Source organism: Streptomyces sp. NPDC111628, from assembly GCF_055635195.1.
The window spans coordinates 745,619-769,713 of sequence record NZ_JBVKBZ010000003.1; the positions used below are offsets into that span (position 1 = coordinate 745,619).

26 protein-coding genes are annotated in these 24,095 nt (G+C 74.6%); 11 read left to right on the top strand and 15 right to left on the bottom strand.

Annotation, left to right across the window (positions count from 1 at the left end):
• Positions 1-3: 3 nt before the first annotated feature.
• From ACZ7MF_RS18335 to ACZ7MF_RS18360, 6 genes are read right to left on the bottom strand one after another with little or no spacing between them, the layout of a single operon-like run.
• Entirely contained in the window at positions 4-1,785 is a 1,782-nt protein-coding gene (locus ACZ7MF_RS18335) for a complex I subunit 5 family protein (RefSeq protein WP_471477812.1), read from the bottom strand.
• A complete protein-coding gene (locus tag ACZ7MF_RS18340) occupies positions 1,785-2,144 on the bottom strand; it encodes a sodium:proton antiporter (RefSeq protein ID WP_471477813.1) in 360 nt (119 codons plus the stop codon). Before ACZ7MF_RS18340 ends, ACZ7MF_RS18335 begins: the two co-directional genes overlap by 1 nt.
• Positions 2,145-2,151: 7 nt before the next feature.
• Positions 2,152-2,928 (bottom strand): MnhB domain-containing protein, encoded by a 777-nt coding sequence (locus ACZ7MF_RS18345; protein WP_471477814.1) that lies wholly within the window; start codon positions 2,926-2,928, stop codon positions 2,152-2,154.
• The gene (locus tag ACZ7MF_RS18350; RefSeq protein WP_471477815.1) at positions 2,925-3,251 is read right to left on the bottom strand and encodes a Na(+)/H(+) antiporter subunit B; all 327 of its coding nucleotides are present in this window, start codon (positions 3,249-3,251) and stop codon (positions 2,925-2,927) included. Before ACZ7MF_RS18350 ends, ACZ7MF_RS18345 begins: the two co-directional genes overlap by 4 nt.
• On the bottom strand, positions 3,244-3,696 hold the full coding sequence (locus ACZ7MF_RS18355; RefSeq protein ID WP_471477816.1) for an MrpF/PhaF family protein: 453 nt from the start codon (positions 3,694-3,696) through the stop codon (positions 3,244-3,246). The genes ACZ7MF_RS18350 and ACZ7MF_RS18355 overlap by 8 nt, the downstream gene beginning before the upstream one ends.
• Positions 3,693-3,875 carry a hypothetical protein gene (locus ACZ7MF_RS18360; protein ID WP_471477817.1) on the bottom strand — a complete coding sequence of 61 codons (183 nt, stop codon included), beginning with the start codon at positions 3,873-3,875 and terminating at the stop codon, positions 3,693-3,695. The genes ACZ7MF_RS18355 and ACZ7MF_RS18360 overlap by 4 nt, the downstream gene beginning before the upstream one ends.
• A gap of 223 nt (positions 3,876-4,098) precedes the next feature.
• Between ACZ7MF_RS18360 and ACZ7MF_RS18365 the strand changes: the two genes are divergently transcribed.
• Both ACZ7MF_RS18365 and ACZ7MF_RS18370 read left to right on the top strand, forming a co-directional pair.
• Positions 4,099-4,638: a VanZ family protein gene (locus tag ACZ7MF_RS18365; protein WP_471477818.1), complete on the top strand. Its 540-nt coding sequence runs from the start codon at positions 4,099-4,101 to the stop codon at positions 4,636-4,638.
• 130 nt (positions 4,639-4,768) lie between these two features.
• Entirely contained in the window at positions 4,769-6,052 is a 1,284-nt protein-coding gene (locus ACZ7MF_RS18370) for a ricin-type beta-trefoil lectin domain protein (RefSeq protein WP_471477819.1), read from the top strand.
• Positions 6,053-6,083: 31 nt separating this feature from the next.
• Here the strand turns inward: ACZ7MF_RS18370 and ACZ7MF_RS18375 are convergent, their stop codons facing one another.
• A complete protein-coding gene (locus ACZ7MF_RS18375; RefSeq protein WP_356856187.1) occupies positions 6,084-6,320 on the bottom strand; it encodes a hypothetical protein in 237 nt (78 codons plus the stop codon).
• Between the two features lie 141 nt (positions 6,321-6,461).
• Here ACZ7MF_RS18375 and ACZ7MF_RS18380 point away from each other — a divergent pair, with 141 nt between their 5' ends.
• From ACZ7MF_RS18380 to ACZ7MF_RS18395, 4 genes are all read left to right on the top strand, one after another.
• Positions 6,462-7,493, top strand: a complete 1,032-nt coding sequence (locus tag ACZ7MF_RS18380; protein ID WP_471478876.1) for a PHP domain-containing protein — start codon at positions 6,462-6,464, stop codon at positions 7,491-7,493.
• Between the two features lie 55 nt (positions 7,494-7,548).
• Complete coding sequence (locus ACZ7MF_RS18385; protein WP_471477820.1) at positions 7,549-8,205, top strand: HAD family hydrolase; 657 nt, start codon at positions 7,549-7,551, stop codon at positions 8,203-8,205.
• Between the two features lie 106 nt (positions 8,206-8,311).
• Positions 8,312-9,511, top strand: coding sequence for an FUSC family protein (locus ACZ7MF_RS18390; RefSeq protein WP_471477821.1), 1,200 nt, complete (start codon positions 8,312-8,314; stop codon positions 9,509-9,511).
• 296 nt (positions 9,512-9,807) lie between these two features.
• Positions 9,808-10,839: an SDR family oxidoreductase gene (locus ACZ7MF_RS18395; protein ID WP_471477822.1), complete on the top strand. Its 1,032-nt coding sequence runs from the start codon at positions 9,808-9,810 to the stop codon at positions 10,837-10,839.
• 17 nt (positions 10,840-10,856) lie between these two features.
• On the opposite strand, the gene ACZ7MF_RS18400 is transcribed toward ACZ7MF_RS18395, so the two are convergent.
• Positions 10,857-11,165, bottom strand: a complete 309-nt coding sequence (locus ACZ7MF_RS18400) for a hypothetical protein (RefSeq protein ID WP_003978067.1) — start codon at positions 11,163-11,165, stop codon at positions 10,857-10,859.
• Positions 11,166-11,228: 63 nt separating this feature from the next.
• On the bottom strand, positions 11,229-12,518 hold the full coding sequence (locus ACZ7MF_RS18405) for an ROK family transcriptional regulator (protein ID WP_471477823.1): 1,290 nt from the start codon (positions 12,516-12,518) through the stop codon (positions 11,229-11,231).
• A gap of 189 nt (positions 12,519-12,707) precedes the next feature.
• Between ACZ7MF_RS18405 and ACZ7MF_RS18410 the strand changes: the two genes are divergently transcribed.
• The 4 genes from ACZ7MF_RS18410 to ACZ7MF_RS18425 all read left to right on the top strand — a co-directional run bounded on the left by ACZ7MF_RS18410 (position 12,708) and on the right by ACZ7MF_RS18425 (position 16,932).
• Positions 12,708-13,202, top strand: coding sequence for an FBP domain-containing protein (locus ACZ7MF_RS18410; protein ID WP_356856196.1), 495 nt, complete (start codon positions 12,708-12,710; stop codon positions 13,200-13,202).
• 105 nt (positions 13,203-13,307) lie between these two features.
• Positions 13,308-14,564 carry an FUSC family protein gene (locus ACZ7MF_RS18415; protein WP_471477824.1) on the top strand — a complete coding sequence of 419 codons (1,257 nt, stop codon included), beginning with the start codon at positions 13,308-13,310 and terminating at the stop codon, positions 14,562-14,564.
• Positions 14,565-14,626: 62 nt separating this feature from the next.
• The gene (locus ACZ7MF_RS18420) at positions 14,627-15,679 is read left to right on the top strand and encodes a hypothetical protein (RefSeq protein WP_471477825.1); all 1,053 of its coding nucleotides are present in this window, start codon (positions 14,627-14,629) and stop codon (positions 15,677-15,679) included.
• 44 nt (positions 15,680-15,723) lie between these two features.
• The gene (locus tag ACZ7MF_RS18425; RefSeq protein WP_471477826.1) at positions 15,724-16,932 is read left to right on the top strand and encodes a lactonase family protein; all 1,209 of its coding nucleotides are present in this window, start codon (positions 15,724-15,726) and stop codon (positions 16,930-16,932) included.
• Here the strand turns inward: ACZ7MF_RS18425 and ACZ7MF_RS18430 are convergent.
• Together ACZ7MF_RS18430 and ACZ7MF_RS18435 are read right to left on the bottom strand one after the other, a co-directional pair.
• Complete coding sequence (locus ACZ7MF_RS18430) at positions 16,900-17,625, bottom strand: DUF2470 domain-containing protein (RefSeq protein WP_471477827.1); 726 nt, start codon at positions 17,623-17,625, stop codon at positions 16,900-16,902. The two genes, ACZ7MF_RS18425 and ACZ7MF_RS18430, sit on opposite strands and share 33 nt — an antisense overlap.
• A gap of 107 nt (positions 17,626-17,732) precedes the next feature.
• On the bottom strand, positions 17,733-18,341 hold the full coding sequence (locus tag ACZ7MF_RS18435; protein ID WP_471477828.1) for a TetR/AcrR family transcriptional regulator: 609 nt from the start codon (positions 18,339-18,341) through the stop codon (positions 17,733-17,735).
• Positions 18,342-18,464: 123 nt separating this feature from the next.
• Between ACZ7MF_RS18435 and ACZ7MF_RS18440 the strand changes: the two genes are divergently transcribed.
• A complete protein-coding gene (locus tag ACZ7MF_RS18440; protein WP_471477829.1) occupies positions 18,465-20,072 on the top strand; it encodes a cytochrome P450 in 1,608 nt (535 codons plus the stop codon).
• Here the strand turns inward: ACZ7MF_RS18440 and ACZ7MF_RS18445 are convergent.
• The 4 genes from ACZ7MF_RS18445 to ACZ7MF_RS18460 form a co-directional block, all read right to left on the bottom strand.
• Positions 20,034-20,882 carry a pentapeptide repeat-containing protein gene (locus ACZ7MF_RS18445; protein ID WP_471477830.1) on the bottom strand — a complete coding sequence of 283 codons (849 nt, stop codon included), beginning with the start codon at positions 20,880-20,882 and terminating at the stop codon, positions 20,034-20,036. The genes ACZ7MF_RS18440 and ACZ7MF_RS18445 overlap by 39 nt on opposite strands.
• Before the next feature lie 21 nt (positions 20,883-20,903).
• Positions 20,904-21,842: a sigma-70 family RNA polymerase sigma factor gene (locus ACZ7MF_RS18450; RefSeq protein ID WP_471477831.1), complete on the bottom strand. Its 939-nt coding sequence runs from the start codon at positions 21,840-21,842 to the stop codon at positions 20,904-20,906.
• A 22-nt stretch (positions 21,843-21,864) separates the two neighbouring features.
• Positions 21,865-22,608 (bottom strand): PIG-L deacetylase family protein, encoded by a 744-nt coding sequence (locus tag ACZ7MF_RS18455; RefSeq protein WP_471477832.1) that lies wholly within the window; start codon positions 22,606-22,608, stop codon positions 21,865-21,867.
• Between the two features lie 96 nt (positions 22,609-22,704).
• Positions 22,705-24,006 carry an alpha/beta fold hydrolase gene (locus ACZ7MF_RS18460; protein WP_471477833.1) on the bottom strand — a complete coding sequence of 434 codons (1,302 nt, stop codon included), beginning with the start codon at positions 24,004-24,006 and terminating at the stop codon, positions 22,705-22,707.
• Between the last annotated feature and the right edge of the window lie 89 nt (positions 24,007-24,095).

The window sequence follows — 24,095 nt, forward strand, 5'->3', positions numbered from 1 at the left end:
CGCTCACCCGGACAGCACGCCGGGGAGGGCCAGCGCCCCCAGCAGGGCGGTGCCGACCAGCAGCCAGGCCACGTAGTCGCCGACGTGCCCGGACTGAAGCCGCCGCAGGGGCAGCGCCCAGTCGGGGGCGGCGAGCAGCCCGGGCCGGCCGACGGCGACGGCGGCCAGCGCCACGGCCAGGACGGTCGACAGGAGTCCCAGGCCGACGCCCAGGGGCGTCCAGTGCACGGAGGTGTGGACCAGACCGGCCGAGGTGGCCTCGCCCATGGCGTGGGCCACCGCGTCGCCGAAGCCCGGCACCGCACCGGCCGCGAGGGCCCCGGCGAGCAGGAGGGCGGGAACGGCCGTCATGGTGTCGGGCACCCGGCCGAGCTGCTGCCGGGTCTCCGGCTCCTCCCCCGCACCGGTCGTCTCGTACGCGTCGGCACCGCCCCCTCCGTCGGCGTCCTCGGGGGCGCGGCCCAGGCCCCAGAACACCCGGGCCGCGACCCGCAGTACGGCGGCCGCGGTGACCGCGCTCGCCAGGACGTAGAGCACGGTGAGCGGGCCGCCCACCGCCTCCTCGGTGACGGACTTGCCGAGCGCCGTGCCGAACGGCGGCAGTCCGGCGAGGCCCAGCGCGCCGACGACGACCATCGCGCCGACGCCGCGCAGCGGACGGGCGCGGCCGTGCAGGACGTGTTCGTCGACGCTGCCGTACCGGTCGAGGAGGATCCCCGCGCAGGCGAACAGCGCGGCCTTCACCCCGGCGTGCCCGACGACGTACAGCGCGACCCCGTCGTCGCCCTCGGGCGTGAGGGTGCCGACCCCCAGCAGGAACAGGCCGGTGTGCGCGATCGTCGAGTACGCGAGGAGCCGTTTGATGTGGCGCTGGTGCCAGCACATCACCGCACCGAGCGCCGCCGTCAGCGCGCCCAGCACCGTCAGCACCCGCTCCGCATCGGCGGCGGGCAGTCCGCCGGGGCCCGAGAACACGGTGTCGTAGACCCGCCAGACGCCGAAGACGCCCAGCTCGACCATGACGCCGGACAGCAGCATGCACACCGGGGTGGGCGCGACCGCGTGCGCGTCCGGCAGCCAGAAGTGGAAGGGGACGGCCGCCGCCTTGACCAGCAGGCCGGTCAGGACGAGGACGAAGCCGGTCAGCACCAGTGCGTCGGGCGGGCCGTGGGCGTCCAGCGCGTCGCCGATCCGGGCCAGGGCGAGTTCGCCGGTCCGGGCGTAGAGCAGCGCGATGCCCATGAGCAGGGCGTAGGCGCCCAGGGAGTTGACCACGGCGAAGGTCAGCGCGCCCTGCACGGCCCTGGCCTCCTCGACCCGGTGGCCGGTCAGGGCGTAGGCGACGACACTCATCAGCTCGAACCAGACGAACGCGTTGAACAGGTCGCCCGCGATCACGAAGCCGCACATGCCGGCCTGGAAGACCAGCACGAGGGCCGGAAACGCCCCGGCGTGGCCGTGCGGCGGCTCGTCGAAGGAGCGCCAGGAGTAGGCGAGGGCGGCGAGGGTCAGCACGGACACCAGCGCCGCCGTGCCGAGTCCGGGGCCGTCACCCGTCAAGACGATGCCGACGCTGTGGCCCGCCACGGGTTCCCAGCCGCCCACCCACTCGGTCAGCGGCGGCGAGGACTGCGTCAGCAGGAGGACCGCGAGCGCCGCGGTACCGGCCGCGACGGCGCAGGCCACGCCTTCCGCGACGGGGCGGGGTACCAGCCGGCCGCAGGCGGCGAGCAGGGCGGCGCCGAGCAGCGGGAGGGCGACGAGGAGGGGCAGCAGGTGGTGCATCAGCCGCGCAGCTCGCTCAGTTCGTCGGGGTCGACCGTGCCGTGCCGCTTGGCGACCTGGACGACCAGGGCCAGCAGGAGGGCGGTGACGGTGGCGCCGACGACGACGTCGGTGAGGGCGAGGGCCTGGACCACGGGGTCGACCACCGGCCGGGAGCCGGGCGCGAGGTCGGAGAAGACCGGTGCGGTGGCGCCGTCGCGGTAGCCGACGGCCAGCAGCAGGACGTAGGTGGCGGCCTGGCAGACGGACAGGCAGCCCACGGCGTGGACCAGGTCGCGGCTGGTGGCCAGGCCGTAGCAGCCGGCCAGGAAGACCCAGGCGGCCACTAGGTAGGGAAGCACGTGCGCCGGCTCGGACATGGGGCTCTCACTTCCCGCGCCGGTCGGCGTCGTCGTGTCCCTGGGCGTTCTCGCCCTCGTCCGCGATCTCCACGGCCTGGTCCAGGAACCCGGCGAGCAGGACGACGACCGCGCAGGCGACCTCCATGCCGATCGCGGCGTTCAGCAGCGGGACGGTGCCGGCGGAGGCGAGCGTGTTGAACGTGCCGTACGGGAGCAGCGTGTTGGCGAGGTAGGAGGAGCCGCCGAGCAGGGCGGCCAGGCCGGTGACGAGGTAGGCGGAGGCGGCGAGCGCGTCCCCCGTCTCGTACGGGACGAGGGGCCGTACGCGTTCGAGGGCGCGGTAGTCGGCGCCCAGGTAGAGCAGGTGCAGGGCGGTGGCGGCGACGACGCCGCCCTGGAAGCCGCCCCCGGGGCTGACCTGACCGTGGGCGACGACGTAGAGGCCGGTCAGCAGGGCTACCGGCAGCACGAGCAGGGCGTAGCGGCGCACGGGCCGGGAGACGGCGGCCGGTTCGGGGCGGGCCCGGTGCTCGTCGCGGGTCTGGCGCAGCAGGACCACGCAGCCGAGGACCGCCGCGAACAGGATGCTCATCTCGCCGAGCGTGTCGAAGGCCCGCTGGTCGAAGGTGACGGAGGAGACGGTGTTGGCGGTGTGCCGGCTCAGGGACGCCTCGACGGCCCGGTCGCCGTAGGGGTGCCGGCCGCCGCCGAAGCGGGGCAGGTCCAGGCAGGCGGCCACGAGGAGCGCGGCGAGACCGGCGCCACCCACGGCCACCAGCCACAGCCGGGTCCGGGGGCTCACCGGCCGCTCTCCCTTCCGCGCCGCTCGGCGCTCCCGGCGTGGCCGCCGTGGCCGCCGTGGCCGCCGGGCGCGCCGTCGCCGCGCTGCCCGCGCCGGCGCACCTTGCGGACCGTCAGCATCAGCAGGAGGGGAGTGAGGGCGGAGCCGACCGCCAGCTGCGACAGGGCGACGTCGGGTGCCTGGAGCACGGTGAACAGCACGGCGAGGACGACGCCGAGGACGGCCAGGACCAGCGACTGGCGCACCGGGTCGCGGACCGCCACCGCCGCCGTGGCGGACACGGCGACCAGCAGCAGCGCGATCACGATCACGGCCTCAGTCACGGCGGCCCTCCTGCATCCCGCCCGCGAGCGCCCGGGAGGCGACCAGATTGCCGCCGACCAGCAGCGCCCCGACGACCAGCAGCTTGACCAGGGTCCGGCCCGGGCCGGTGGCCACGCCCACCGCCACCACGACCGCGGCGCCGAGGGCCGCCGCCGTGAGGGTCGGTCCCCGGGCGTGCGGCGGGTCGTCGGCCAGTTCGTCGGCGAGCAGCCGGGCGAAGACCAGCGTGCCCACCGGCCCGAGGACGGCGAGCACGAGGGCGAGGTCGACGTAGGCGGGCCGTCCGTAGCCCTGGGCCAGCAGCAGGAAGGCGGGGCAGGCCAGCGCGGTGGACAGGTTCTGAGCGGCGGCTCGGCGGCGCAGGGGGCCGGTCACCACGCCCCACAGGGTGGCTCCGACACCCGCGGCGAGCACCACGGCCGCGGCGAGGATCCAGCCGTTCACGGGCCGGTCACCGCCCGCCGCGCGGCCCGTGCGACGAGCGCCGTCACGGCCGAGGCACCGGCCCCCACGGCCAGTTCCAGGGGGTCGACGGTGCTGACGAGGACCAGCCAGAGCGCGGCGAGCGGGGCCCACCAGGCGGCCACCTCGGCCGCGGCGAGGAGTGTCCTACGGCTCTTCACACGCCACCCTTTTGTCGCTGTTGTTCCGGCTTCGCCGTCATCCAAGCACCGTGCGAGGGGCGGCCGACGGCGGCGCGCGGCGGCTCCCCCGGCCGGAGTGCCCCGTCCCGGGGAGGGAAAACCGGACAGCTGTGCGCGGGGGCGCGCGGTTCGCCGGGCATCCTCGGCGGTTCGGCGGGTAACCGCGCTACCACGCGGGGAAGTTGACGACTGGAGGACCGACATGGCTCGTGCCGTCTCACGACCACGTTCGCGGCCGCACCCCCGCGCCGGCAAGCCGCGCGGCGGCGACCGTCCCGAACGGCACACGCTCGCCCTGCCGTTGCGGCTGCTGGCGACGGCGTGCGCGTTCGTCTTCATGGTGGCGTTCGCGGTGGTGCTGGCGCGGCTGACCCTGCACCCTTCCCCCGCGTCGGAGGCCCTGACGCACACCAACCTGCACCCCGGACGGTCGCTGAAGGCCTATCTGGACCAGCCCGCCCTGCGCGACGCGGTCAAACAGATCGGCGGGAACATCCTGCTCGGCGTGCCGTTCGGCGTCCTGGTCCCGGTCGTCGCCCCGCGTACGCGCGGGGTGCTGCGGGTGCTGCTGCTGACGGCCGTCGTGATGCTGCTGGTGGAGTCCGCGCAGGGCGTCCTGGTCACCGGGCGGGCCTTCGATGTCGACGACGTCATCCTCAACACCACTGGGGCGCTGATCGGTTACCTGGTCCTCGGTCGGCGCATGAGCCGCACGGTGCACGCGCGCGGGGGATGCACCTGAGACCGGACCATCTGGTCCGTACCAAGGTATTGACCGACCCTTATCTCACTACTTGAATAAAGAGGCGTCATCCCCAACCCCCCACATCGGTCGGCGCCTTCGCGCGAGGCGCCGTACGGAAGGGAGAGCCGTGGCCCGCCCACGCCTGCTCCGCAGATGCCTCCTCGCCGCCGCCCTGTCCGCCGGGCTGGCCGCGTCCCTCGTGACCGGCCCCGCCCAGGCGGACCCGGAAAACTCCCGGGCCTCCCGGGCCGGCGGGTCCGCCGGATCCGTCGGCGCCTCGTCCTCCGCGGCCGCCGCCGTGGTCTTCTCCGACACCTTCGACGGCCCGGCCGGCGCGGCCGTCGACTCCTCGAAGTGGCAGATCGAGACCGGCGACAACGTCAACAACCACGAGCGCCAGTACTACACCTCCGGCACCCGGAACGCGGCCCTGGACGGCCAGGGCCACCTGGTCGTCACCGCCCGCAAGGAGAACCCGGCCAACTACCAGTGCTGGTACGGCACCTGCCAGTACACCTCCGCCCGGCTCAACACCTCGGGGAAGTTCACGGCGCAGTACGGCCACGTCGAAGCACGGATGAAGGTGCCGCGCGGCCAGGGCATGTGGCCCGCGTTCTGGATGCTGGGCACCCCGGTGAACTGGCCGGACTCCGGCGAGATCGACATCATGGAGAACGTCGGCTTCGAGCCCTCCACCGTGCACGGCACGATCCACGGCCCCGGCTACTCCGGCTCGGGCGGCATCGGCGCCGGATACACCCTGCCGGGCGGCCAGGCCTTCGCGGACGCCTTCCACACCTTCGCCGTCGACTGGGCGCCCGACTCCATCACCTGGTCGGTGGACGGCACCGTCTACCAGCGGCGCACCCCGGCCGACCTGGGCGGGAAGCAGTGGGTGTTCAACAGGCCGTACTTCCTGATCCTCAACCTGGCGGTCGGCGGCTACTGGCCCGGCGACCCGGACGGCTCCACGGTCTTCCCGCAGACCCTCGTCGTCGACCACGTGTCGGTGACGACGGGCGACTCCCCCGCCGGCGGCGCGATCCGGGGCCTGGCCGGCAAGTGCGTGGACGTCGCCGCCGCGAACACCGCCAACGGCACGCCCGTACAGCTCTACGACTGCAACGGCACGGCGGCGCAGCAGTGGTCGGTGGGCTCCGACGGCACGGTCCGGGCGCTGGGCAAGTGCCTGGACGTCAACGCGGGCGGCACGGCGGACGGCACGGTCGTCCAGCTGTGGGACTGCAACGGCAGCGCCGCCCAGCGATGGGTCGTCACGGCCGCGCGCGACATCGTCAATCCGCAGGCCGACAAGTGCCTCGACGTCACCGGCAACAACTCGGCCAACGGCACCCGGCTGCAGATCTGGACCTGCACGGGCGGCGCCAACCAGAAGTGGACGGTCGGCTGAGGCACGGGACGGGGGCGGGGCGGGGCTCCGCCTAGCGCGGCGTCCAGGTGAACTTGTCCCCGCCCACCCAGCGGACCACGTCCGGGTCGTCCAGGTCGTGGACCGTGATGCCGAACGCGGCGGCGGCCTCCAGGACGTCGGTGACGGCCTTGGCCTCACCGACCACCTGGCCGTCGATCTCCACGATCCGGAACGGGGGCGGGCCCGCGTGCACCCCGAACACGAGGATCCGCGGACTGCCGATGTGCGGGCTGTCGATCTCGGTCATGCCTAGAGGGTAGGCCGCAACCCGCGCGAGCGAGGACCCGGCCGGGTCTTCGCTGCGCACGGAGCCGCCCCGCTCGTGGTGCGGGCCCAGGCGCTCTGGGGAACCCTGGACGTGCGGGCACGGGCGCACGAGGAGGTGGCCATGGACCCCGTCGAGGCACTGGAGCGGATCGCGTTCCTCCTGGAGCGGGCCCAGGCCCCCACATACCGTGTCCGGGCCTTCCGTACCGCCGCGGGAGTGCTCGGTGGGCTGCCGTCCGCCGAGCTGCGCGAGCGGGCGGGTTCACTGGAGTCCCTGAAGGGGGTCGGGCCCAAGACGGCGCAGGTGGCGCGCGAGGCGCTGGACGGCCGGGTGCCCGGCTATCTCGCGAAGCTGGAGGACGAGGCGGACTCCCCGCTCACCCGGGGCGGTGAACGGCTGCGGGAGCGGCTGCGCGGCGACTGCCATCTGCACTCTGACTGGTCGGACGGCGGCAGCCCGATCGAGGAGATGGGCCGGACCGCGGCGGCGCTCGGGCACGAGTGGGCGGCCCTGACCGACCACTCGCCGCGGCTGACGGTGGCCCGCGGGCTCTCCCCCGCGCGGCTGCGCGAGCAACTGGACGTGGTGGCGGAGCTGAACGCCACCTGGGCGCCGTTCCGGCTGCTGACCGGCATCGAGTGCGACATCCTCGACGACGGCTCGCTCGACCAGGAGCCGGAGCTGCTGGAGCGGCTCGACGTGGTCGTCGTCTCCGTGCACTCCAAGCTGCGGATGGACGCCCGCTCGATGACCCGTCGGATGGTGGCCGCCGTCCGAGATCCGCACGCGGACGTGCTCGGTCACTGCACCGGGCGGCTGCTGACCGGGCGGGGGCGGCCGGAGTCGGATTTCGACGCGGACGAGGTCTTCGCCGCCTGCGCCGAGTCCGGCACGGCCGTGGAGATCAACAGCCGCCCGGAGCGGCTCGACCCGCCGCGCCGGCTGCTGCGCCGTGCGGTGGCGGCCGGCGTGCTGTTCTCGATCGACACGGACGCGCACGCGCCCGGTCAGCTGGACTGGCAGATCCACGGGTGCGCCCGGGCCGAGGAGTGCGGGGTGCCCCCGGAGCGCGTGGTCACGACCTGGTCCCTGGACGAGCTGCTGGCCTGGACCCGTGAGGGCCGTACGCCGGCCGGAGTGGCGAGCCGCTGACGTGGTACTCGCCCGCCGATCAACGGGCCGGGAAGGGACCAGGAAGGATCAGCGCATGGAACGGGCGGCCGTGTTCGACGTCGACGGGACCCTCGTCGACACCAATCACCTGCACGTGACCACCTGGTGGGAGGCGTTCCGGCAGGCGGGACACCGGGTGCCGATGCACGCCGTCCACCGGGCCGTGGGCCTGGCCTCGGGCGACCTCGTCGCACAGTTGCTCGGCGAGGACCGGGACAAGGAGCAGGACGCGGAGCTGAGCGCCGCGCACAAGGCGCTGTACGGGCAGTACTTCGACCGGCTGCCCGCGCTGCCGGGCGCCGGGGACCTGCTGCGCCGCCTGGCCTCCGACGGCTGGAAGGTGGTGCTCGCCACCTCTGCGGGCGGGCCGGAGCTGGGCGCCCTGCGCCGGGCGATCGACGCGGACGACGCGATCGACGCCACCGCGAGCGCCGACGACGTGGACGCGGGCAAGCCCGCCCCGGAGCCGGTCGAGCACGCCCTGGAGCTGGCCGGGGTACCGGCCGAGCGGGCCGTCTTCGTCGGCGACACCGTCTGGGACATGCGTGCGGGCAGCCGCGCCCGGGTGCGGTGCGTGGGCGTGCTCTGCGGCGGTCTCCCCCGCGCCGACCTGGAGGAGGCGGGAGCGGAGGCGGTCTACGCCGACCCGGCCGACCTGCTGGCCTCGCTGCGCGGGAGCCCGCTGGCATGAGGCGCCGGTCCCTGCCCCGCACGCCCCGGTCGCCTCGCCCGTCCCAGCTGCCCCGCCCGCCGCGCATCGGGACGGGCCCGCCGGCCACGCGGACGCCCGGCACCGCATGAGCGCTGTGACGCACACCCTCCGGGAGGCACTCCGGGGGCGGCGGCCCGCGGCCGCGGTGTGGTGGGAGGCGTGTGCCGTCGGACGGGCCGTCCGCGCCGCCTGGCGCGGGCCGGGGCGGGAACGCGACCTGGTCGTGCAGTCGCTGAAGGCCGCGGGCGCGGCGCTGATCGCCTGGACCGTGGCGGGCGTGTGGCTGGGCGATCCGATGGCGTTGATGGCGCCCTGGGTGGCGCTGGTCCTGGTGCAGGCCACCGTCTACAGCTCGGTACGGCAGGCCGGGCAGCAGTTCGCGGCGATCTGCGCCGGCGCGCTGCTGGCGTCGGCGGCGCAGGCGATCACGGACGACAACACGGGGGCGCTGGTGCTGTCGCTGCCGGTGCTGATGCTGGTGGCGAACTGGTCGCGGTTCGGCGGGCAGGGCATCTACGCGGCCACCACGGCGGTGTTCGTCCTGGCCTCCGGCACCACCGTCTCGGCCGCCGCGGTCGGTCACCGGGTGGGGCAGGCGGCACTCGGGGCGGTCATCGGCGTGGCGGTCAACGCCCTGGTGCTGCCGCCGATCCACCTGCGGGACGTGCGGGAGAACCTCGCGGCGCTGGCCCGGGAGGCGGGCGACCTCCTGCACTCCGTCGCCGCCGACCTGCGGGAGACCCAGTGGGACGCGCAGAGCGCGGCCGGCTGGACCAGTGACGCGGCTCGGCTCGAGCGGCGGCTGGAGGCGCTGGACTCCGCCCGGTCGTGGAGCCGGGAGAGCCTGCGGCTGACCTCGGGGCCACTGCGGCGGCTGCACCGCGGGCCCACCGTCGTGCCGCCGGAGGACGAGGACCGGCGGTGGAGCCGGGTCACCGGGAACCTCGGCGCGCTGACCCGGACCCTGGCGGTGGCAGCCGACGAGCAGCGGACGCCGGCACCGCCCGAGGGTCCGGTCCTCGACCTGTACGCGCGCCTGCTGCGGCTGATCGGCGACGCCTGTCACGCCGAGGCGGGCCGGTGGGTGGGCGAGCGGCCCGAGGCCGATCCGGCGGCGGCCACCGAGGAGACGATGGAGGAGCTGCACCTGCGGCTGCAGGAGGGGCTGCGGGAGCAGGCCGGGCAGGGCGCGGCCCGGACCGCGGTGCTCGGCACGCTGCTGCTGCAGGCGGAGAACCTGTGGGCCGAGATCGTGCCCGAGCCCCGCGAGTCCACCGAGCAGTGACGCACATCACCCCAAACCACGACAGACGGTGGAACACCGGCCGGTCGTTCTCCGTTGAACAGACCGTGGGTACGGACGGAACAGTGTCCCCGGGCCTCACCTATTGCCCACAGGGAAGATCGTTCGGCTGAAGCCCTGTGGAGCCCTCCGCCGAGAGGCGACCGCCGTCCGTATCCACCTCGTACCGCCCCGATCGTGATTCCCCCGTCGCGGTCGGGGCTTCTCCTTGCGTGCCCTTCCCGGACGGCGGGTACCCGGTGCTCTCCGCACGGGCGAGCGGCCGAGAGGAGCACAGGGTGAGCAGCGCAACGGGCAGCAGGATCGTGGTCACGGGTGCCACGGGCAACGTGGGCACCAGCGTGGTGCGGCTTCTCTCCGAGGATCCGGAGGTGGGGTCCGTGCTGGGGCTGGCCCGGCGGATCCCCGACTGGTCGCCGGCGAAGACGGAGTGGGCCGCGGTCGACCTGGCCTCGGAGCAGAGCGACCTGACGGGCCACTTCGCGGGCGCCGACGCCGTGGTCCATCTGGCCTGGGCGTTCCAGCCGACGCACGACCCGGCGACGACCTGGCGCACGAACGTGCTCGGTTCCATCCGGGTGTTCGAGGCGGTGGCCGCGGCCGGGGTGCCGGCGCTGGTGCACGCCTCGTCGGTCGGCGCGTACTCGCCGGGGCCGAAGAACCACGCGGTGGACGAGTCCTGGCCGACGCACGGCTGGCCGGACGCCGCGTACTGCCGGGAGAAGGCCTATCTGGAACGGGCCCTGGACACCTTCGAACGCGATCACCCGGGGATCCGGGTGGTGCGGATGCGGCCGGCCTTCCTCTTCAAGCGGGAGTCGGCCAGCGAGCAGCGCCGGATCTTCGGCGGCCGGTTCCTGCCGGGTCCGGCGGCGCGTCCGGAACTGCTCCCGTTCCTGCCGGACGTCCCCGGTCTGCGGGTGCAGGCCCTGCACACGGACGACGCGGCCCGGGCCTACCGGCTGGCGGTGCGGTCCGCCAACGCCCGGGGCGCGTTCAACCTCGCGGCCGAGCCGCCGGTGGACGCCGAGTTGCTGGGCGAGCTGCTCGGGGTGCGCCCGGTGCGTCTGCCGCGCACCGCGGCCCGCTCGGCGATCGCGGCCGCCTGGGGGATGCGGCTGCTGCCCGCCTCACCGCACCTGTTCGACGCGGTGCTGCGGCTGCCGGTCATGGACTGCACACGGGCGCGGGTGGAGCTGGGCTGGCGCGCGACGCGCACCGCCACGGAGGTGCTGGAGGAGTTCCTGCGGGGGCTGCGACAGGGCGCGGGGGCGGACACGGAGCCGATGCGCGGACGCAAGGTGGGCTGAGCCGCGCGGGCGGGGCCTCAACCGGAGGACTCGTCGGGCACCGGGTGCTCGGGGTGTACGGCAGCCGAGTGCGGTGCACCCTGCCGGCCCGTGCCCGCCTCGTCGGTGTCGGGTACGTCGGGCACCGGCCCCGTCTCCGCGTCCCCGGCGCTCTCCGCGTCGTCCTCGGGCCGTTCGCCGTCCGGGCCCTGCCGGTGCTCGCTCTGCTCGCGGGTGGGCGAGGCGGCCTCCCACGGGTCGTCGTGGTCGCCGGCCTGCTGGTCGGGCATGTCGCGCGGGACGGGGGCACCGTTCTCACCCGGTCCTTCGTGGCGGTGGTCGGACACGGCGCGCTCCTTCCCGTGGGTCTTGGAGCGACGTCGGGTACCTCCTCGGCGACCGGCGAAACCTCAGTGCGGTGCCCGCTCCTCGAGCGCCGTGCGCCAGGCCGGGACCGGATACTCGGGGGCCGGTTCGGGGCGCCTGCCGCCCCGCGCGAAGAAGTCGGCCAGGGGCAGGATCGCGGCGCCGACGGTGACGGCGTCCGGGCCGAGCCGCCCCAGGTCGACCGTCACCTTCCGGGCGGGGTGGCGCAGCGCGTACGACACGGCGTGGCGCCGTACGGCGGGCAGGAAACGGGCGCCGAGCTGGAGGCCGGCCCAGCCGCCGATCAGGATGCGCTCCGGCTGGAAGAGGTTGATCAGGTCGGACAGGCCCGCGCCCAGGTACTCGGCGGTCTCCTCCAGGACGGCGAGCGCGACCGGGTCGGCCGCCGCGCCGTCGGCCGGGTAGGCGGCGGCGAGCATCGCGGTGAGGGCGGTCTCCTCGTCGGTGCCCTCGGGCACCCGGCCGCCCTCCTCCCGCCAGCGGGCCAGCAGCGACTCCGCACCGGCGTACGCCTCCAGGCAGCCGAGGGCTCCGCAGCGGCAGCGGCGGCCCCTGACCCGGACCGTCAGGTGGCCCCACTCGACCGCCCGGCCCTGCTCGGCCTCGGGGGTGACGAGGCTGGCGCCGACACCGGAGCCGAAGAGGACCACGACCGCGTTGCGGGCACCGCGCCCCGCGCCGAACCACATCTCGGCCTGGCCGAGGGTCTTGGCGCCGTTGTCGATGAGGCAGGGGACGGTGTCGGGCAGGGGTGAGCCGGCGCGGAGCAGGGCCTCCAGCGGGACCGCGTCCCAGCCGATGGTCTGGCCGTGCACCACGGCACCGCGGTCGGCGGTGTGCTCGACGATGCCGGGGACGCCGATCCCGGCGCCGAGCAGCCGCTCGGGCGGGAGTCCGGCCCTGGCCAGCACCTCGGCGATGCCGTCGCGGACGTGTCCGACGATGACGTCGACGTCGTGCCGCTGCGGGGCCAGCGGGCGTTCGGCGCGGGCGAGTTCGGTGAGCGTGAGGTCGAACAGTTCGACCCGCACCCGGGTCTCGCCGACGTCCACGCCGATCATGTGCCCGCTGGCGGGGGCCACACGCAGCAGGGTGCGGGGCCTGCCGCCGTCGGAGTCGACGCTGCCGGCCTCCTCCACCAGTCCGTCGGCGACCAGGTCGGCGACCACGTTGCTGACGGAACCCGAACTGAGGCCGGTCGCCGGACCGAGCTCGAAGCGGCTGAGCGGTCCGTCGAAGTAGAGCCGTTGCAGCACGGCCGTACGGTTGGCCCTCCTGAGGTCGCGCACCGTGCGCCCGTTCCGCCCCGCCATGTGGCTCCTCCCGTACCGTGCCCGGTCTGCAAGATACCTCCGTCGGAGGGCCGCACGCGACTTCCCTTTGTGCTTAATTCATGCTATGAACTCGCCTTCCCGAAATCCGGTGGCGACTCCGCTCGTAGGCTATCTACGCTAGGCGGAAACCTAGAGATCCTAGGTTCCTATGACCAAGGGGAGGCTCCCATGAGAGCACTCGACGAGCAGGACGTCCGCACCTCCTTCATCAACTGCTCGAAGGGCGAGGCCAAGCGCCTGGCCGTCCCCCGCGACCTGGACGAGCGCCCCTGGGACGATCTCGACTTCCTCGGCTGGCGGGACCCCGGGGCGCCCGACCGCAGCTACCTGGTCGCCGACCTCGACGGGCGCCCCACCGGTGTGGCGCTGCGCTTCCAGCCGGCCCGGAGCGGCTACTTCCAGCGCAGCATGTGCGCGCTGTGCCTGACCACCCACCCCCGGGGCGGCGTGGCCCTGATGACGGCGCGCAAGGCCGGAGCGGCCGGCCGTGAGGGCAACTCGGTCGGCCTGTACATGTGCACCGATCTCGCCTGTTCCCTGTATCTGCGGGGCAAGAAGGTGTCGCAGAGCGGCGCCCGCTTCGAGGAGAGCCTCACCCTGGAGGAACAGGTCGCCCGGACGCTGGGCAATCTGTCCGCGTTCGTCGCCAAGGTGACCGGCTGACCCGTCCGGCGGCGCCCGGCGCGTGAGAGGGGCCCGGCCGCCCGCGTCCGGCTACCGTCCTGATCGGACACGTTCGAGGCGCCTGCGGAAGGGAACAGCCCGAGGATGCGGGATGTGCTTGAGGCCGCGAGGACGGCTCTGCGGCGGGTGAAGTGGCTGCGGGACCCCATGGTCGTGCAGGCCCTGCGCTCCGCCGCCGCGGCTTCGATCGCCTATGTCATCGCGGTGCGGCTGAGCCCCGACAAGTCGGCGGCGCCGCTCACCGCGCCCCTGACCGCGCTGCTGGTCGTCCAGGTCACCCTGTACGCCACGCTGAAGATGAGCTTCCGCCGGGTGAACGCCGTGGTCGCGGGTGTCCTGGTCGCCATCGCCTTCAGTCAGCTGGTCGGGCTCAGCTGGTGGAGCCTGGCCCTGATCATCGTGGCGGCGCTGGGTGTCGGGCACCTGGTGCGCGCCGAGGAGTTCACCGCCGAGGTGGCGATCAGCGCGATGCTGGTGCTCGGCGTGACCTCGCACGGGAGCCTGGCCTGGGCCCGGGTGGTGGAGACGCTGATCGGGGCGATCGTCGGCCTCGTCTTCAATTTGATCCTCGCGCCCCCGGTGTGGGTGGAGCAGGCCGGCGAGTCCGTCGTGGGGCTGGCCCGGCAGGTGCGGCAACTGCTGCTGCGCATGGGCGAGGAGGCCGCCGGCAGCACGCCGTTCCACGAGGCGGCGGCCCGGCTGCACGAGGCGCGCCGGCTCGACCACGACATCGGCGAGGTGGACGAGGACCTGCGCCAGGCCGAGGACAGTCTGCGGTTCAACCCCCGGGTGCGCGAGGGGCTGCTGCACCGGGTCGTGCTGCGCACCGGCCTGGACACCCTGGAGATCTGCACGGTGGTCATGCGGGTCCTCGCGCGCAGCTTCACCGACCTGGCCAAGGAGCGGGAGCCGGAGCCCCTGTTCGCGCCGGAGACGGGAGTCGCCATCCAGCAGCTGCTGTCCGAGATCGCCGACGCAGTGGTGAGCTTCTCGGTGCTGGTCACCAGCAACGCCAGTGAGAACGCCGAGTCCGCGGAGGAGCGTCTGACCGCCGAGCTGCGGCAGGCCGCGGCCACCCGGGACAGGCTGGCCGACCTGCTGCTGGAGGAGGTCCGGCGCGACGCGACTCAGTGGCAGCTGCGGGGCGCGGTGCTGGCCGAGGTGAACCGGATCATCGACGAGATGGACACCGAGCACCGCTCCCGCCGGCTCCTGGAGGAGCTGGACCGCCACACGCGCGAGCAGCGTGAGCGGATGCCGCGGCTGACCCGGCTGCGGGACCGGGTCCGGGCAGCGCTGCGCAGGCGGAACCGCGGCACCGCCGCCCGGCGTTCCCCTTGAGGAACGACGAACAACGCGCGGCCGACGACGACGCGTGAACGGCGAAACGAGGGGGCGTTCGGATGACCGACACCAGTGTGCGGATCGACGGCAACCGGCTGACACTGCCCGGTGGCGCGACGGTCCGCTTCATACGCACCCTGCGGCTGCCCGAGACGGGCACGCACCCGCTGCCGCCCGGGCTCGGCGAGTTCCCGGTCCGCCGGGTCGCCGACTACGCCGACACCGTGCCCGAGGCGTGGCGGGCGCGGGGCGGCGTGATGCTGCCGGTGTACCTGCGGGAGGCCATGTGGCTGAGTTTCGCGGGCACGCGGGAGCCCGCCGCGCTCCAGGTGGGGGTGGGCAAGGTGTGCGCGGTCTCGGGCAGGCCCTGGAGCGACCGGCTGTCCCGGGATCCGCAGAACTACGTGGTCCTTCCCCGCCAGCCCTGGCTGGACGGCATCAACTCCGGGACCGGCACGGTCCGTCAGTTCGTGGCGGTGCCGCTCGGCATGGGGGCGACCGTCGAGGGCCAGGTCACCGGTGAGGAGGTCTGGGGCGGCGTCCAGTTGCAGGCGTTCACCCTGGGCGACGAGGAGCTGGCGCGCTGGCGCGAGGAGGAGCGGCGCCGTACGGAGACGGCCCGCAGAGCGGCCCGTTCGGGCGGGGCCCTCGGCGCTCCGGCACCGATGTCGGCACCGGCCGCCCCGGGCGCGGCCCCGGGCTACGGCGCTGCGCCCCGGGCCCGGTCGGCGCCCGCCATGGGACTCGGCGTCGGCGGCTCCATGCGCCAGGAGGTGTACCGCGACGGGCGGCCACTGGCGGACTGGGCCGAGCGTCCGGCGGGCCGGGTCTTCGTGCACCTGGTGACGCCGCCCGAGTGGCACCGCATCACGGGCGAGGCCCCGCCGCCGTCCCCCGTGGACCGGGCCGCCTACACCCGGGCCGGCCTGCCCTGGTACGACTACTACGACCAGGACGCCCACGACCTCGCACCCACCGAGCCGCTCCAGGACGTGCAGCCGGTCGGGGACTGGATCGGCGACGACCACGAGCCGTGGCAGCCGCCCGCGCCCCACCAGGTCCACCCGCTGGGGGACGCGCCGGGCAAGCCGGTGCAGGACGGGGACTGGTAGGACGCGAGGAACCGAACGCAACGGCACGGGTACGGGAGGGCGGCATGGACGGCTGCGGCTGGAGCAGGCGGCGCTTCGTCCGGCTCCTGGCCCGGACCGCCACCGCGGCGGCGGCACTGCCCGCGGCGGCGTGCGGCGGCCCGGCTCGGACGCGGACGCCGACCGCGACGCCCACCGCACCCCGCGCGAGCGAGGGTGCGTCCGGCAGGGAGCGGGGGGCCTCGGGCCCGCGCCCGCTGCTCCTGGGGACCTACACCTCCGCCGAGGGCGGCGGCAAGGGCATCGGGCTCGCCGCCTACGAACCCGGCACCGGCCGGATCACCGGCCACGGCCTTCTCGCCGAGGTCGACGACCCCTCGTACCTGGCGGTGCATCCCGACGGCCGGACCCTGTACGCGGTCGGCGAGCGCGAGGAGGGGGCGGTGACCGCCGTCCGGCTCTCGGACCACCGGGTGCTGGGCAGCCGGAGCACCGGCGGCGCGGCGCCCTGCCACCTGTCGGTGCACCCCGGCGGGCGCTGGCTGTTCAGCGCCAACTACGGCTCGGGAAGCGTCGCCGTGCACCCGATCGACGCCTCGGGCGCGCTGGGCGAGCGCACCCACCTGGTCACGCACTCCACTCCCCCGCCGGGCCCGGGACAGCAAGGCCCGCACGCCCACCAGGTCGTCACCGCCCCGGACGGGGGCCACGTCCTCGCCGTCGACCTCGGCACGGACACCGTGTACACCTACCGTCTGGACGAGGGCGCGGGGACCCTCACCGAGGTCGCGCGGGCACGGACCCGGCCGGGCGCCGGGCCCCGGCACCTCACCTTCCACCCCGGCGGACGCCACGCCTATCTCGCCAACGAGCTCGACGACACGGTCGCGGTCTGCGCGTACGACCCGGGGACGGGGCGCCTGACCGTCGGCGAGGCACAGTCCACCGGGGCGGGACCGGGCACCAACCACCCGGCACAGCTCCTGGTCACGGCCGACGGCGCGTACGCCTTCCTCGCCAACCGGGGGCACGACAGTCTCGCCCGGTACGCGGTGGAGGCGGAGGGCGCCCGCCTCCGGCTGCTCGGGACGGTGCCGGTGGGCGGCGCCTTTCCCCGGCACCTGGCCTTCTCCCCGGACGGCGGACTGCTGTTCGCGGCCAACCAGCGGTCAGGCACCGTCGCCGTGTTCCGCGTCGGCGCGGACGACGGCGGACTGCGCCCCGCGGGCGAGCCGTTCGCCTCACCCGTCGCCGTCTGTGCGCTGCCGCTGTAGGGCCCGCGGGCAGGAGGCCGCGCTCGCCTGGGCGAGCAGCACGTGCACCCGCTCCGTGAGCTGTGCGATCTCGTCGGCGGGCGCGTGGAACGGCAGGCGTACGTCGCCGTGGTCACGGACGCGTTCGACGCGCAGGGTCAGTCCGTGCCGGTCGACGGCGAGCGGCCGCACCCGGACCGCTCCGTGCAGGCTGTCCGGGTCGACGAGCCGGGTCAGCCGCTGCACGGCGTCGTCGTGGCAGTCGGCGAGATGGGTCAGCAGCCGCGCCTCGGCCAGGGCCAGCGGATCGGGCTTCGCGGCGGTGAACTCGTCGACGTCGACCACCACGGCGCCGGACGGCCGCCGCAGCACCACCCGGGTGGGCCGGAAGGCCAGGTGCCCGTCCGCCACGGCGAACCAGCCGGCGAGCCAGAGCCTGGCCCTGATCCGGCCGCGCACCGGGACGGGCGCCACGTCGGCGAACTCCAGCACGGCGGACGGCTCTCCGCGGGGCGCGCACACCGCCGCGGCGAGCAGCGCGCTGTCCTCGGGCACGTGCAGGAGCACCCGGCCGTCCTCGGCCACGGTGTGCGCGCCGACGAACTCCTCGCGGCCGCCCTCCGCGGTCACCGCGCAGGACCAGGCGGCGGCGAGCACGGAACGGGCCTGTTCCGCCGCGCCGGGTGCGGCCGTCCAGGTGTGGCTGTCACCCATCCCAACCTCCGTTCACAGTTCATTAGGTAAGGCTCACCTAACCTAGCGGAGATCGGAGAGTGCGCCAACCACGACACCTCCTCGAACCAGCATCCGGACAGGCACCCTCAGGGCGCGATGGCCCCCAACAGCGCCCGTGCGCACAGGTCCCGCACCTGCTCGCGGGCGGGCTCCGGATCCCGCAGCCACTCCAGGCACACCGCGGTGGTGAAGGCCAGCCAGCCGCGCACCGCGAGCCGTACGTCGCCGCGCCCCTCGAAGGCCGGGCCGAACTCCGGGTCGACGGCCAGGGCGGCGAGGATCTGCCGCTCCTGCGCGGCGAGCGCCCTCTGGTAGACGCGGCGCACCGCCTGGTCGCCGGCCGCGTCGGCGCGATGGAAGGCGCGGTAGCCGTGCGCGTGGGCCCGGACGTACTCCAGGTACGCGTCGAGGCCCGCGGTGAGCTGCTCGCGGACCGGGACGCCGGGCACGGCCGCCGTCATCCGCAGCATGCGCTCGCTCTCGCGCTCGACGACCGCCGCGAAGAAGTCCCGCTTGTTCGGGAAGTAGTGGTACAGCAGCCCGCGGGAGACCCCGGCGATCTCGGCGACCTGCTCGATCCAGACCTCGTCGTAGGGGCTCTCCGAGAACAGCCGCGCCCCCACCGAGAGCAACTGCTCCCGGCGCTCGCCCGTGCTGAGCCGGCGGCGGATGCGCTCGCCCTGGTTCGCGGCCATGCCCCGCACCTTACTTGACGCGGGTTCAACAACGGGTCGAGACTGGGGCCCGCTATTGAATCCATGTACAACACGCTCGCCTCGGCTCGTGCAACACGCCGCTGCGTCAAGGGAGATCGCGTCATGGCCCAGACAGCGAGGGAACCGGCCCGGGACGGACTGCCGAAGGGCTTCCGCAGCGCCGAGCTGGGCTGGCCCGAACTGCACCGCATCCCGCACCCCCCGTACCGGCTGCCCCTGCTCGGTGACGTCGTCGGGGCGAGCAGGCGCACCCCGATGCAGGACTCGCTGCGGTACGCGCGGCGGCTGGGGCCGATATTCCGGCGGCGGGCCTTCGGCAAGGAGTTCGTGTTCGTGTGGGGCGGGGCCCTCGCCGCCGACCTGGCGGACGAGACGCGGTTCGCCAAGCATGTGGGCCTGGGGGTGGCCAACCTTCGCCCGGTGGCCGGGGACGGGCTGTTCACGGCGTACAACCACGAGCCCAACTGGCAGCTCGCGCACGACGTGCTGGCGCCGGGTTTCAGCCGCGAGGCCATGGCCGGGTACCACGTGATGATGCTGGACGTGGCCGCCCGGCTCACCGGCCACTGGGACCTGGCCGAGGCGTCGGGCCGGGCGGTGGACGTGCCCGGCGACATGACCAAGCTGACGCTGGAGACCATCGCACGCACCGGTTTCGGCCACGACTTCGGCTCCTTCGAACGCTCCCGCCTCCATCCCTTCGTCACCGCCATGGTGGGCACGCTCGGCTACGCGCAGCGCCTCAACACGGTGCCCGCGCCGCTCGCCCCCTGGCTGCTGCGCGACGCGAGCCGCCGCAACGCCGCCGACATCGCCTACCTCAACCGCACGGTCGACGAGCTCGTCCGCGAACGCCGGGCGAGCGGCGGCGGCGGTAGCGGTGGCGGTGGCGGTGGCGGCGGCGACCTGCTCGACCGGATGCTGGAGACGGCCCATCCGGAGACCGGTGAGCGGCTGTCGCCCGAGAACGTCCGCCGGCAGGTCATCACCTTCCTGGTCGCCGGTCACGAGACCACCTCGGGCGCGCTCTCCTTCGCCCTGCACTACCTCGCCCAGCACCCCGAGGTCGCGGCCCGGGCCCGCGCCGAGGTGGACCGCGTGTGGGGCGACACCGAGGCACCGGGCTACGAGCAGGTGGCGAGGCTGCGTCATGTACGCCGGGTCCTCGACGAGTCGCTGCGGCTGTGGCCGACCGCGCCGGGATTCGCGCGCGAGGCCCGGGAGGACACGGTGCTCGGCGGCGCGCACCCGATGCGGCGCGGGGCCTGGGCGCTGGTGCTCACGGGCATGCTGCACCGCGATCCCGAGGTGTGGGGTGCGGAGGCGGAGCGGTTCGACCCGGACCGCTTCGAGGCGAAGGCCGTACGGTCGCGCGCCCCGCACACGTTCAAGCCGTTCGGCACGGGGGCGCGGGCGTGCATCGGGCGGCAGTTCGCGCTGCACGAGGCCACGCTGGTCCTCGGGCTGCTGCTGCGCCGCTACGAGCTGCGGCCGGACCCCGGCTACCGGCTGCGGGTGACCGAGCGGCTGACGCTGATGCCGGAGGGGCTGCGCCTGCACCTGGTCCGGCGGACCGCGGCCGCGGCCGCGGCCGCGGCCGCGCCCGTGCCCGGTCGCCGCGCGGCCGACGCGGGCGGAGCAGGGGCGGCCGAGGATGCCGGGGACGCCGTCTCAGCGCCCGGCTGTCCAGTGCACCGGGCGGGTGACTGAGTCCGGCAGCCTGGTGCCGGGGCCGCCCCTGGCCGCGTTGACCTGCGGCTGGGTCAGGAAGAAGGCGCCCGTCAGGTCGGCGCCGGTGAGGTCCGCGTCGCGCAGGTCCGCGCCGATCAGGTCGGCGCCCCGCAGGTCGGCGCCGGTGAGGTCGGCGGCGATGAGGTAGGCCCCGCGCAGATCGGCGCCCGCGAGGTCGGCGCCCTTGAGACGGGCGCCCATCAGGTCGGCGTTGCGGCGGTTCTTCTTCCGGCCGCGGGTGCCGGCCCGCACCAGCTCGCTGGTGCGCAGCAGGAGCACGTTGACCCGCTGCCGGTGCGCGGCCACGTCGAGGGCGGCCAGCTCCTCGGGGGTCCCCCCGGCGAGGCGTTCGGTGTCGCCGAGGGCACCGCGCAGGTCGGCGTGGACCGGGCGGGCGGCGGGCAGGGTCAGCGCCTCGGTCAGGTACCAGAGCAGCTCGTGCAGTTGGCGGACGACCGGGAACACGTCGAACATGCGGCGGGCCTGCTCCGGCGGGCCCGCGCGCCAGTCCCGGCCGCCGAAGGTGAGCTGCGAGACCCGCTGCCCGGCGCCGAAGCAGTCGTAGACCGTGCAGCCGGTGAAGCCGCGCTCCCGCAGCGTCGCGTGGATGCCGCAGCGGTGGTCGGTGCGGAGGTTCGGGCAGGGCGTTCCGGCGTCCTTGTCGATCGCGAAGTCCGCGGAGCGGGCGAACGGCAGGGCCGCGCAGCACAGGCCGAAGCAGCTCGCGCAGTCGCCGCGCAGTTCCCCCCGGGCCGGGTCATCCGTCCGGTCCGCCGTGTTTTCTCGCATGCCGTCGAGGATACGGGCCGGTCAGGCCTCCAGCGCGGACAGGTCCAGCCGGGCCAGCCGCTCCGGGTCGGACAGGATGTACAGACCCGTGATGAGGCCGTCGGCGACGGTGACGTAGCTGACCGACACCGGCCGTCCCTCGGACACGGCGACGGTGCCCACCGCGTCGTTGACCAGGACGACGTGGGCGAGTCCGGCGAGGTGGCGGAAGTGGAACGCACCGGTGGCGACCGTCCGCGCTCCCCGCGCCACCTTGGACGCCGCGATGCCCCGGGCCAGCGCGCCCGCGTCGGCCCGCAGCACCACGTCCGGGTGGAGGACGGACACCAGTGCCTCGAAGTCACCGGCGCGGCTGGCGGCGAGGAACGCCTCCACCACCCGGCGCTGACGGCCGAGGTCCGGTTCGGCGGCGGGGGTGGCGTCGCGCACCCGGCGCCGGGCCCGGCTGGCGAGCTGCCTGGTGGCGGCCGGGGTGCGCTCGACGACCTGCGCGATGTCGTCGAAGGGCACGGCGAACATGTCGTGCAGGACGAACGCCAGCCGCTCGGCCGGTTCCAGCCTCTCCAGCACCACCAGCAGGGCGATGCCCACCGAGTCGGTGTGCAGCGCCTCCGCCTCCGGGTCGGCCTGGGGCAGGCTCCGCAGCACGGGGTCGGGCACGAAGGAGTCGAAGCCCTCGGTCATGGGCTCCTCGCGGCGCGCGGTGCGGGAGCGCAGCAGATCCAGGCAGATCCTGCCGGTCACGGTGGTCAGCCAGGCGCCGAGGTTGTCGATGCCGTCCCCGCCGGAGCGGTCGAGGCGCAGCCAGGCCTCCTGCACGGCGTCCTCCGCCTCGGCCAGGGAGCCGAGCATGCGGTAGGCCACCGCCCTGAGCTGCCCGCGGTGCTCCTCGAAGCGCTCCGCGAGACGCTGCTGTCCCCGCACGTCCCGTTCTCCGCCCATGTCCCCTGTTGCCCGCATGCCCTGCTCCCCCGTCATGCCGCTACCGCGCGAAGACTTCGAAGGTCACCGCCGGCTTTCCGCCGAACCGCTCGCCCGCAGCCTCGGCGAAGCCGGTGAGGAATCCGCGCACGTACGTCTCCGGGTCCTCCTCGGTCAGCACCTCGATGTACGTGCGGTGTTCGAGGAGCGAGCGCACCGCGCGCTCCAGGCCCGGGGTGGCGTCCACGGCGTGGGTGGGAGAGGAGGAACCGGCGACCGCGACCCAGCGCACGCCGTTCCAGGGTTCCAGGCCCTGGTCGATCAGCTCCGGGAAGATCCACCGGTTGCCGGCGTCGGCCGCCGCGTCGAGCGTGGCGCGGCCGACGGCGACGTGGTCCGGGGTGTTCCAGGCGACGCCGCCCCAGGTGTCCCGGTGGTTGAGCGTGATGACCAGCTCGGGCCGGTGCCGGCGGATCGCGGCGGCGATGTCGCGGCGCAGCGCGGTGCCGTACTCGACGACACCGTCCCGGTGGTCGAGGAACTCCACCTCGCTCACCCCGACGACGGCGGCGCTCGCCCGCTGCTCCCGCTCACGCAGCGGGGCGCACTCGGCGGGCGGCAGCGTGTCGATGCCCGCCTCGCCCCTGGTCGCGAGCACGTAGGCGACCTCGCGGCCCTCGTCGGTCCAGGCCGCGATCGCCGCCGAGCAGCCGTACTCCAGGTCGTCCGGGTGGGCCACGACGGCGAGGGCGCGGCGCCAGTCGCCGGGCATGGGCTCCAGTTGCGTGATCGTCGGCTCCGTCATGCCCGCACACTAACCCGCGCCACCGACATCGCACCCGGAGATCCCGCCCGGACATCCCACCCGGACATCCCGTCCGGACGTCGCGCCCGGCGTCGTTCAGGCCTCGTCGCGGGCGAGCGCGAGCAGCCGGTCCAGGACGCGGGGGCCGCCGGCCCGCACGCCGTCGTGCTCGAACTCGTCGGTGACCCAGGTGCGCAGGCCCCGGATCGCGCGGGCGGTGGTCAGGGCGTGGGCGGTGTCGACGTACATGTCGTCGTGGTAGACGGCCGCGGCGGCCGGCACCTCGTTGGCGGCGAGGCGGGCGGGGTCGTACAGCGGGGTCCAGTCGGTGCGGGCGGCGAGCAGTTCGGCCGTCTCGCGCAGCGGGCGCAGCGCCGGGTCGCTGTCGAACATCCAGGGGTGGATCGACTCGCCGGTGAACAGCAGCGGTTCGTCGCCCGCGAGGGCCTTCGCGGCGTCGAAGCGCGGGAACTCGGCGCGGACCCGCTCGGCGGACCAGTCGGTGGGCCGGGCGTCCTGACCGTAGATGACCTCGTGGATGAGGGCGTACAGCGGGTTGGCCGCGTAGGACAGCAGGCCCTGCGCCTGCTCCTGGAAGGCGTCGGAGAGTTCGTGCCCGTTCGGGGTGCGGACGAAGGCGTCCTCCAGCAGGAAGTGCAGCCGGTGGCTGCCCTCGCTGCCGCCCAGCATGATGCCGAGCGACTGGAAGGCCTCCACGGTGAGGCGGTAGCCGCCCGGGAGGACCACGTCGTGGGTGAGGAGGTGGTCGGCGATGCGGCGGGCGCGCTCGACGTCCTGCGGGTAGCGGGCGTAGTGCGCGGCGACCTTGCGCTCGATGCGGGGGTAGGCGGCCCGGTAGACGTCGTCCGCGTGGGCGTCCAGGGAGGGCAGGCCGCCGGTGATCAGGGCGGTGCTGAGGCCTTCGGGGGCCAGCGAGAGGTAGGCGACGGTGCAGAAGCCGCCGAAGCTCTGGCCGAGGACGGTCCAGGGCGCCCCGCCGGTGACCTGGGGGCGGATGGCCTCGCAGTCGCGGACGATGGCGTCGGCGCGGAAGTGGGCGAGGTAGTCGGCCTGCTCGGCGGGGCCGCCGCGCAGCGGGAGCGTCTGGCGGTTGGCCGGGGTGGAGGCGCCGGTGCCGCGCTGGTCCAGGAGCAGGACGCGGTACTCCTTCAGGGCGCGGCCGAACCAGGCGGGACGGCCGATGAAACGGTTCGCCCCGAAGCCGGGTCCGCCCTGGAGGTAGACCAGCCAGGGCAGGTCCTTGTCGGCCTTGTCGCTCGCGACGGCCTCGCGGGCGTACAGCTCGATCGTCTCCCCGGTGGGGTCGGCGTGGTCGAGGGGCACGGTGAAACGGCGGTCGGTGAGGACGACGCCTGGCTGGCGGTAGCTGACGCTCAAGGGGTCTCCCGGGGCGGACGGATCTGGCGGCCGATTCTTTCGGCCGTGTCCCAGTTCAGCACACCGTCCTGCGGCCGCCGACCCCCGGG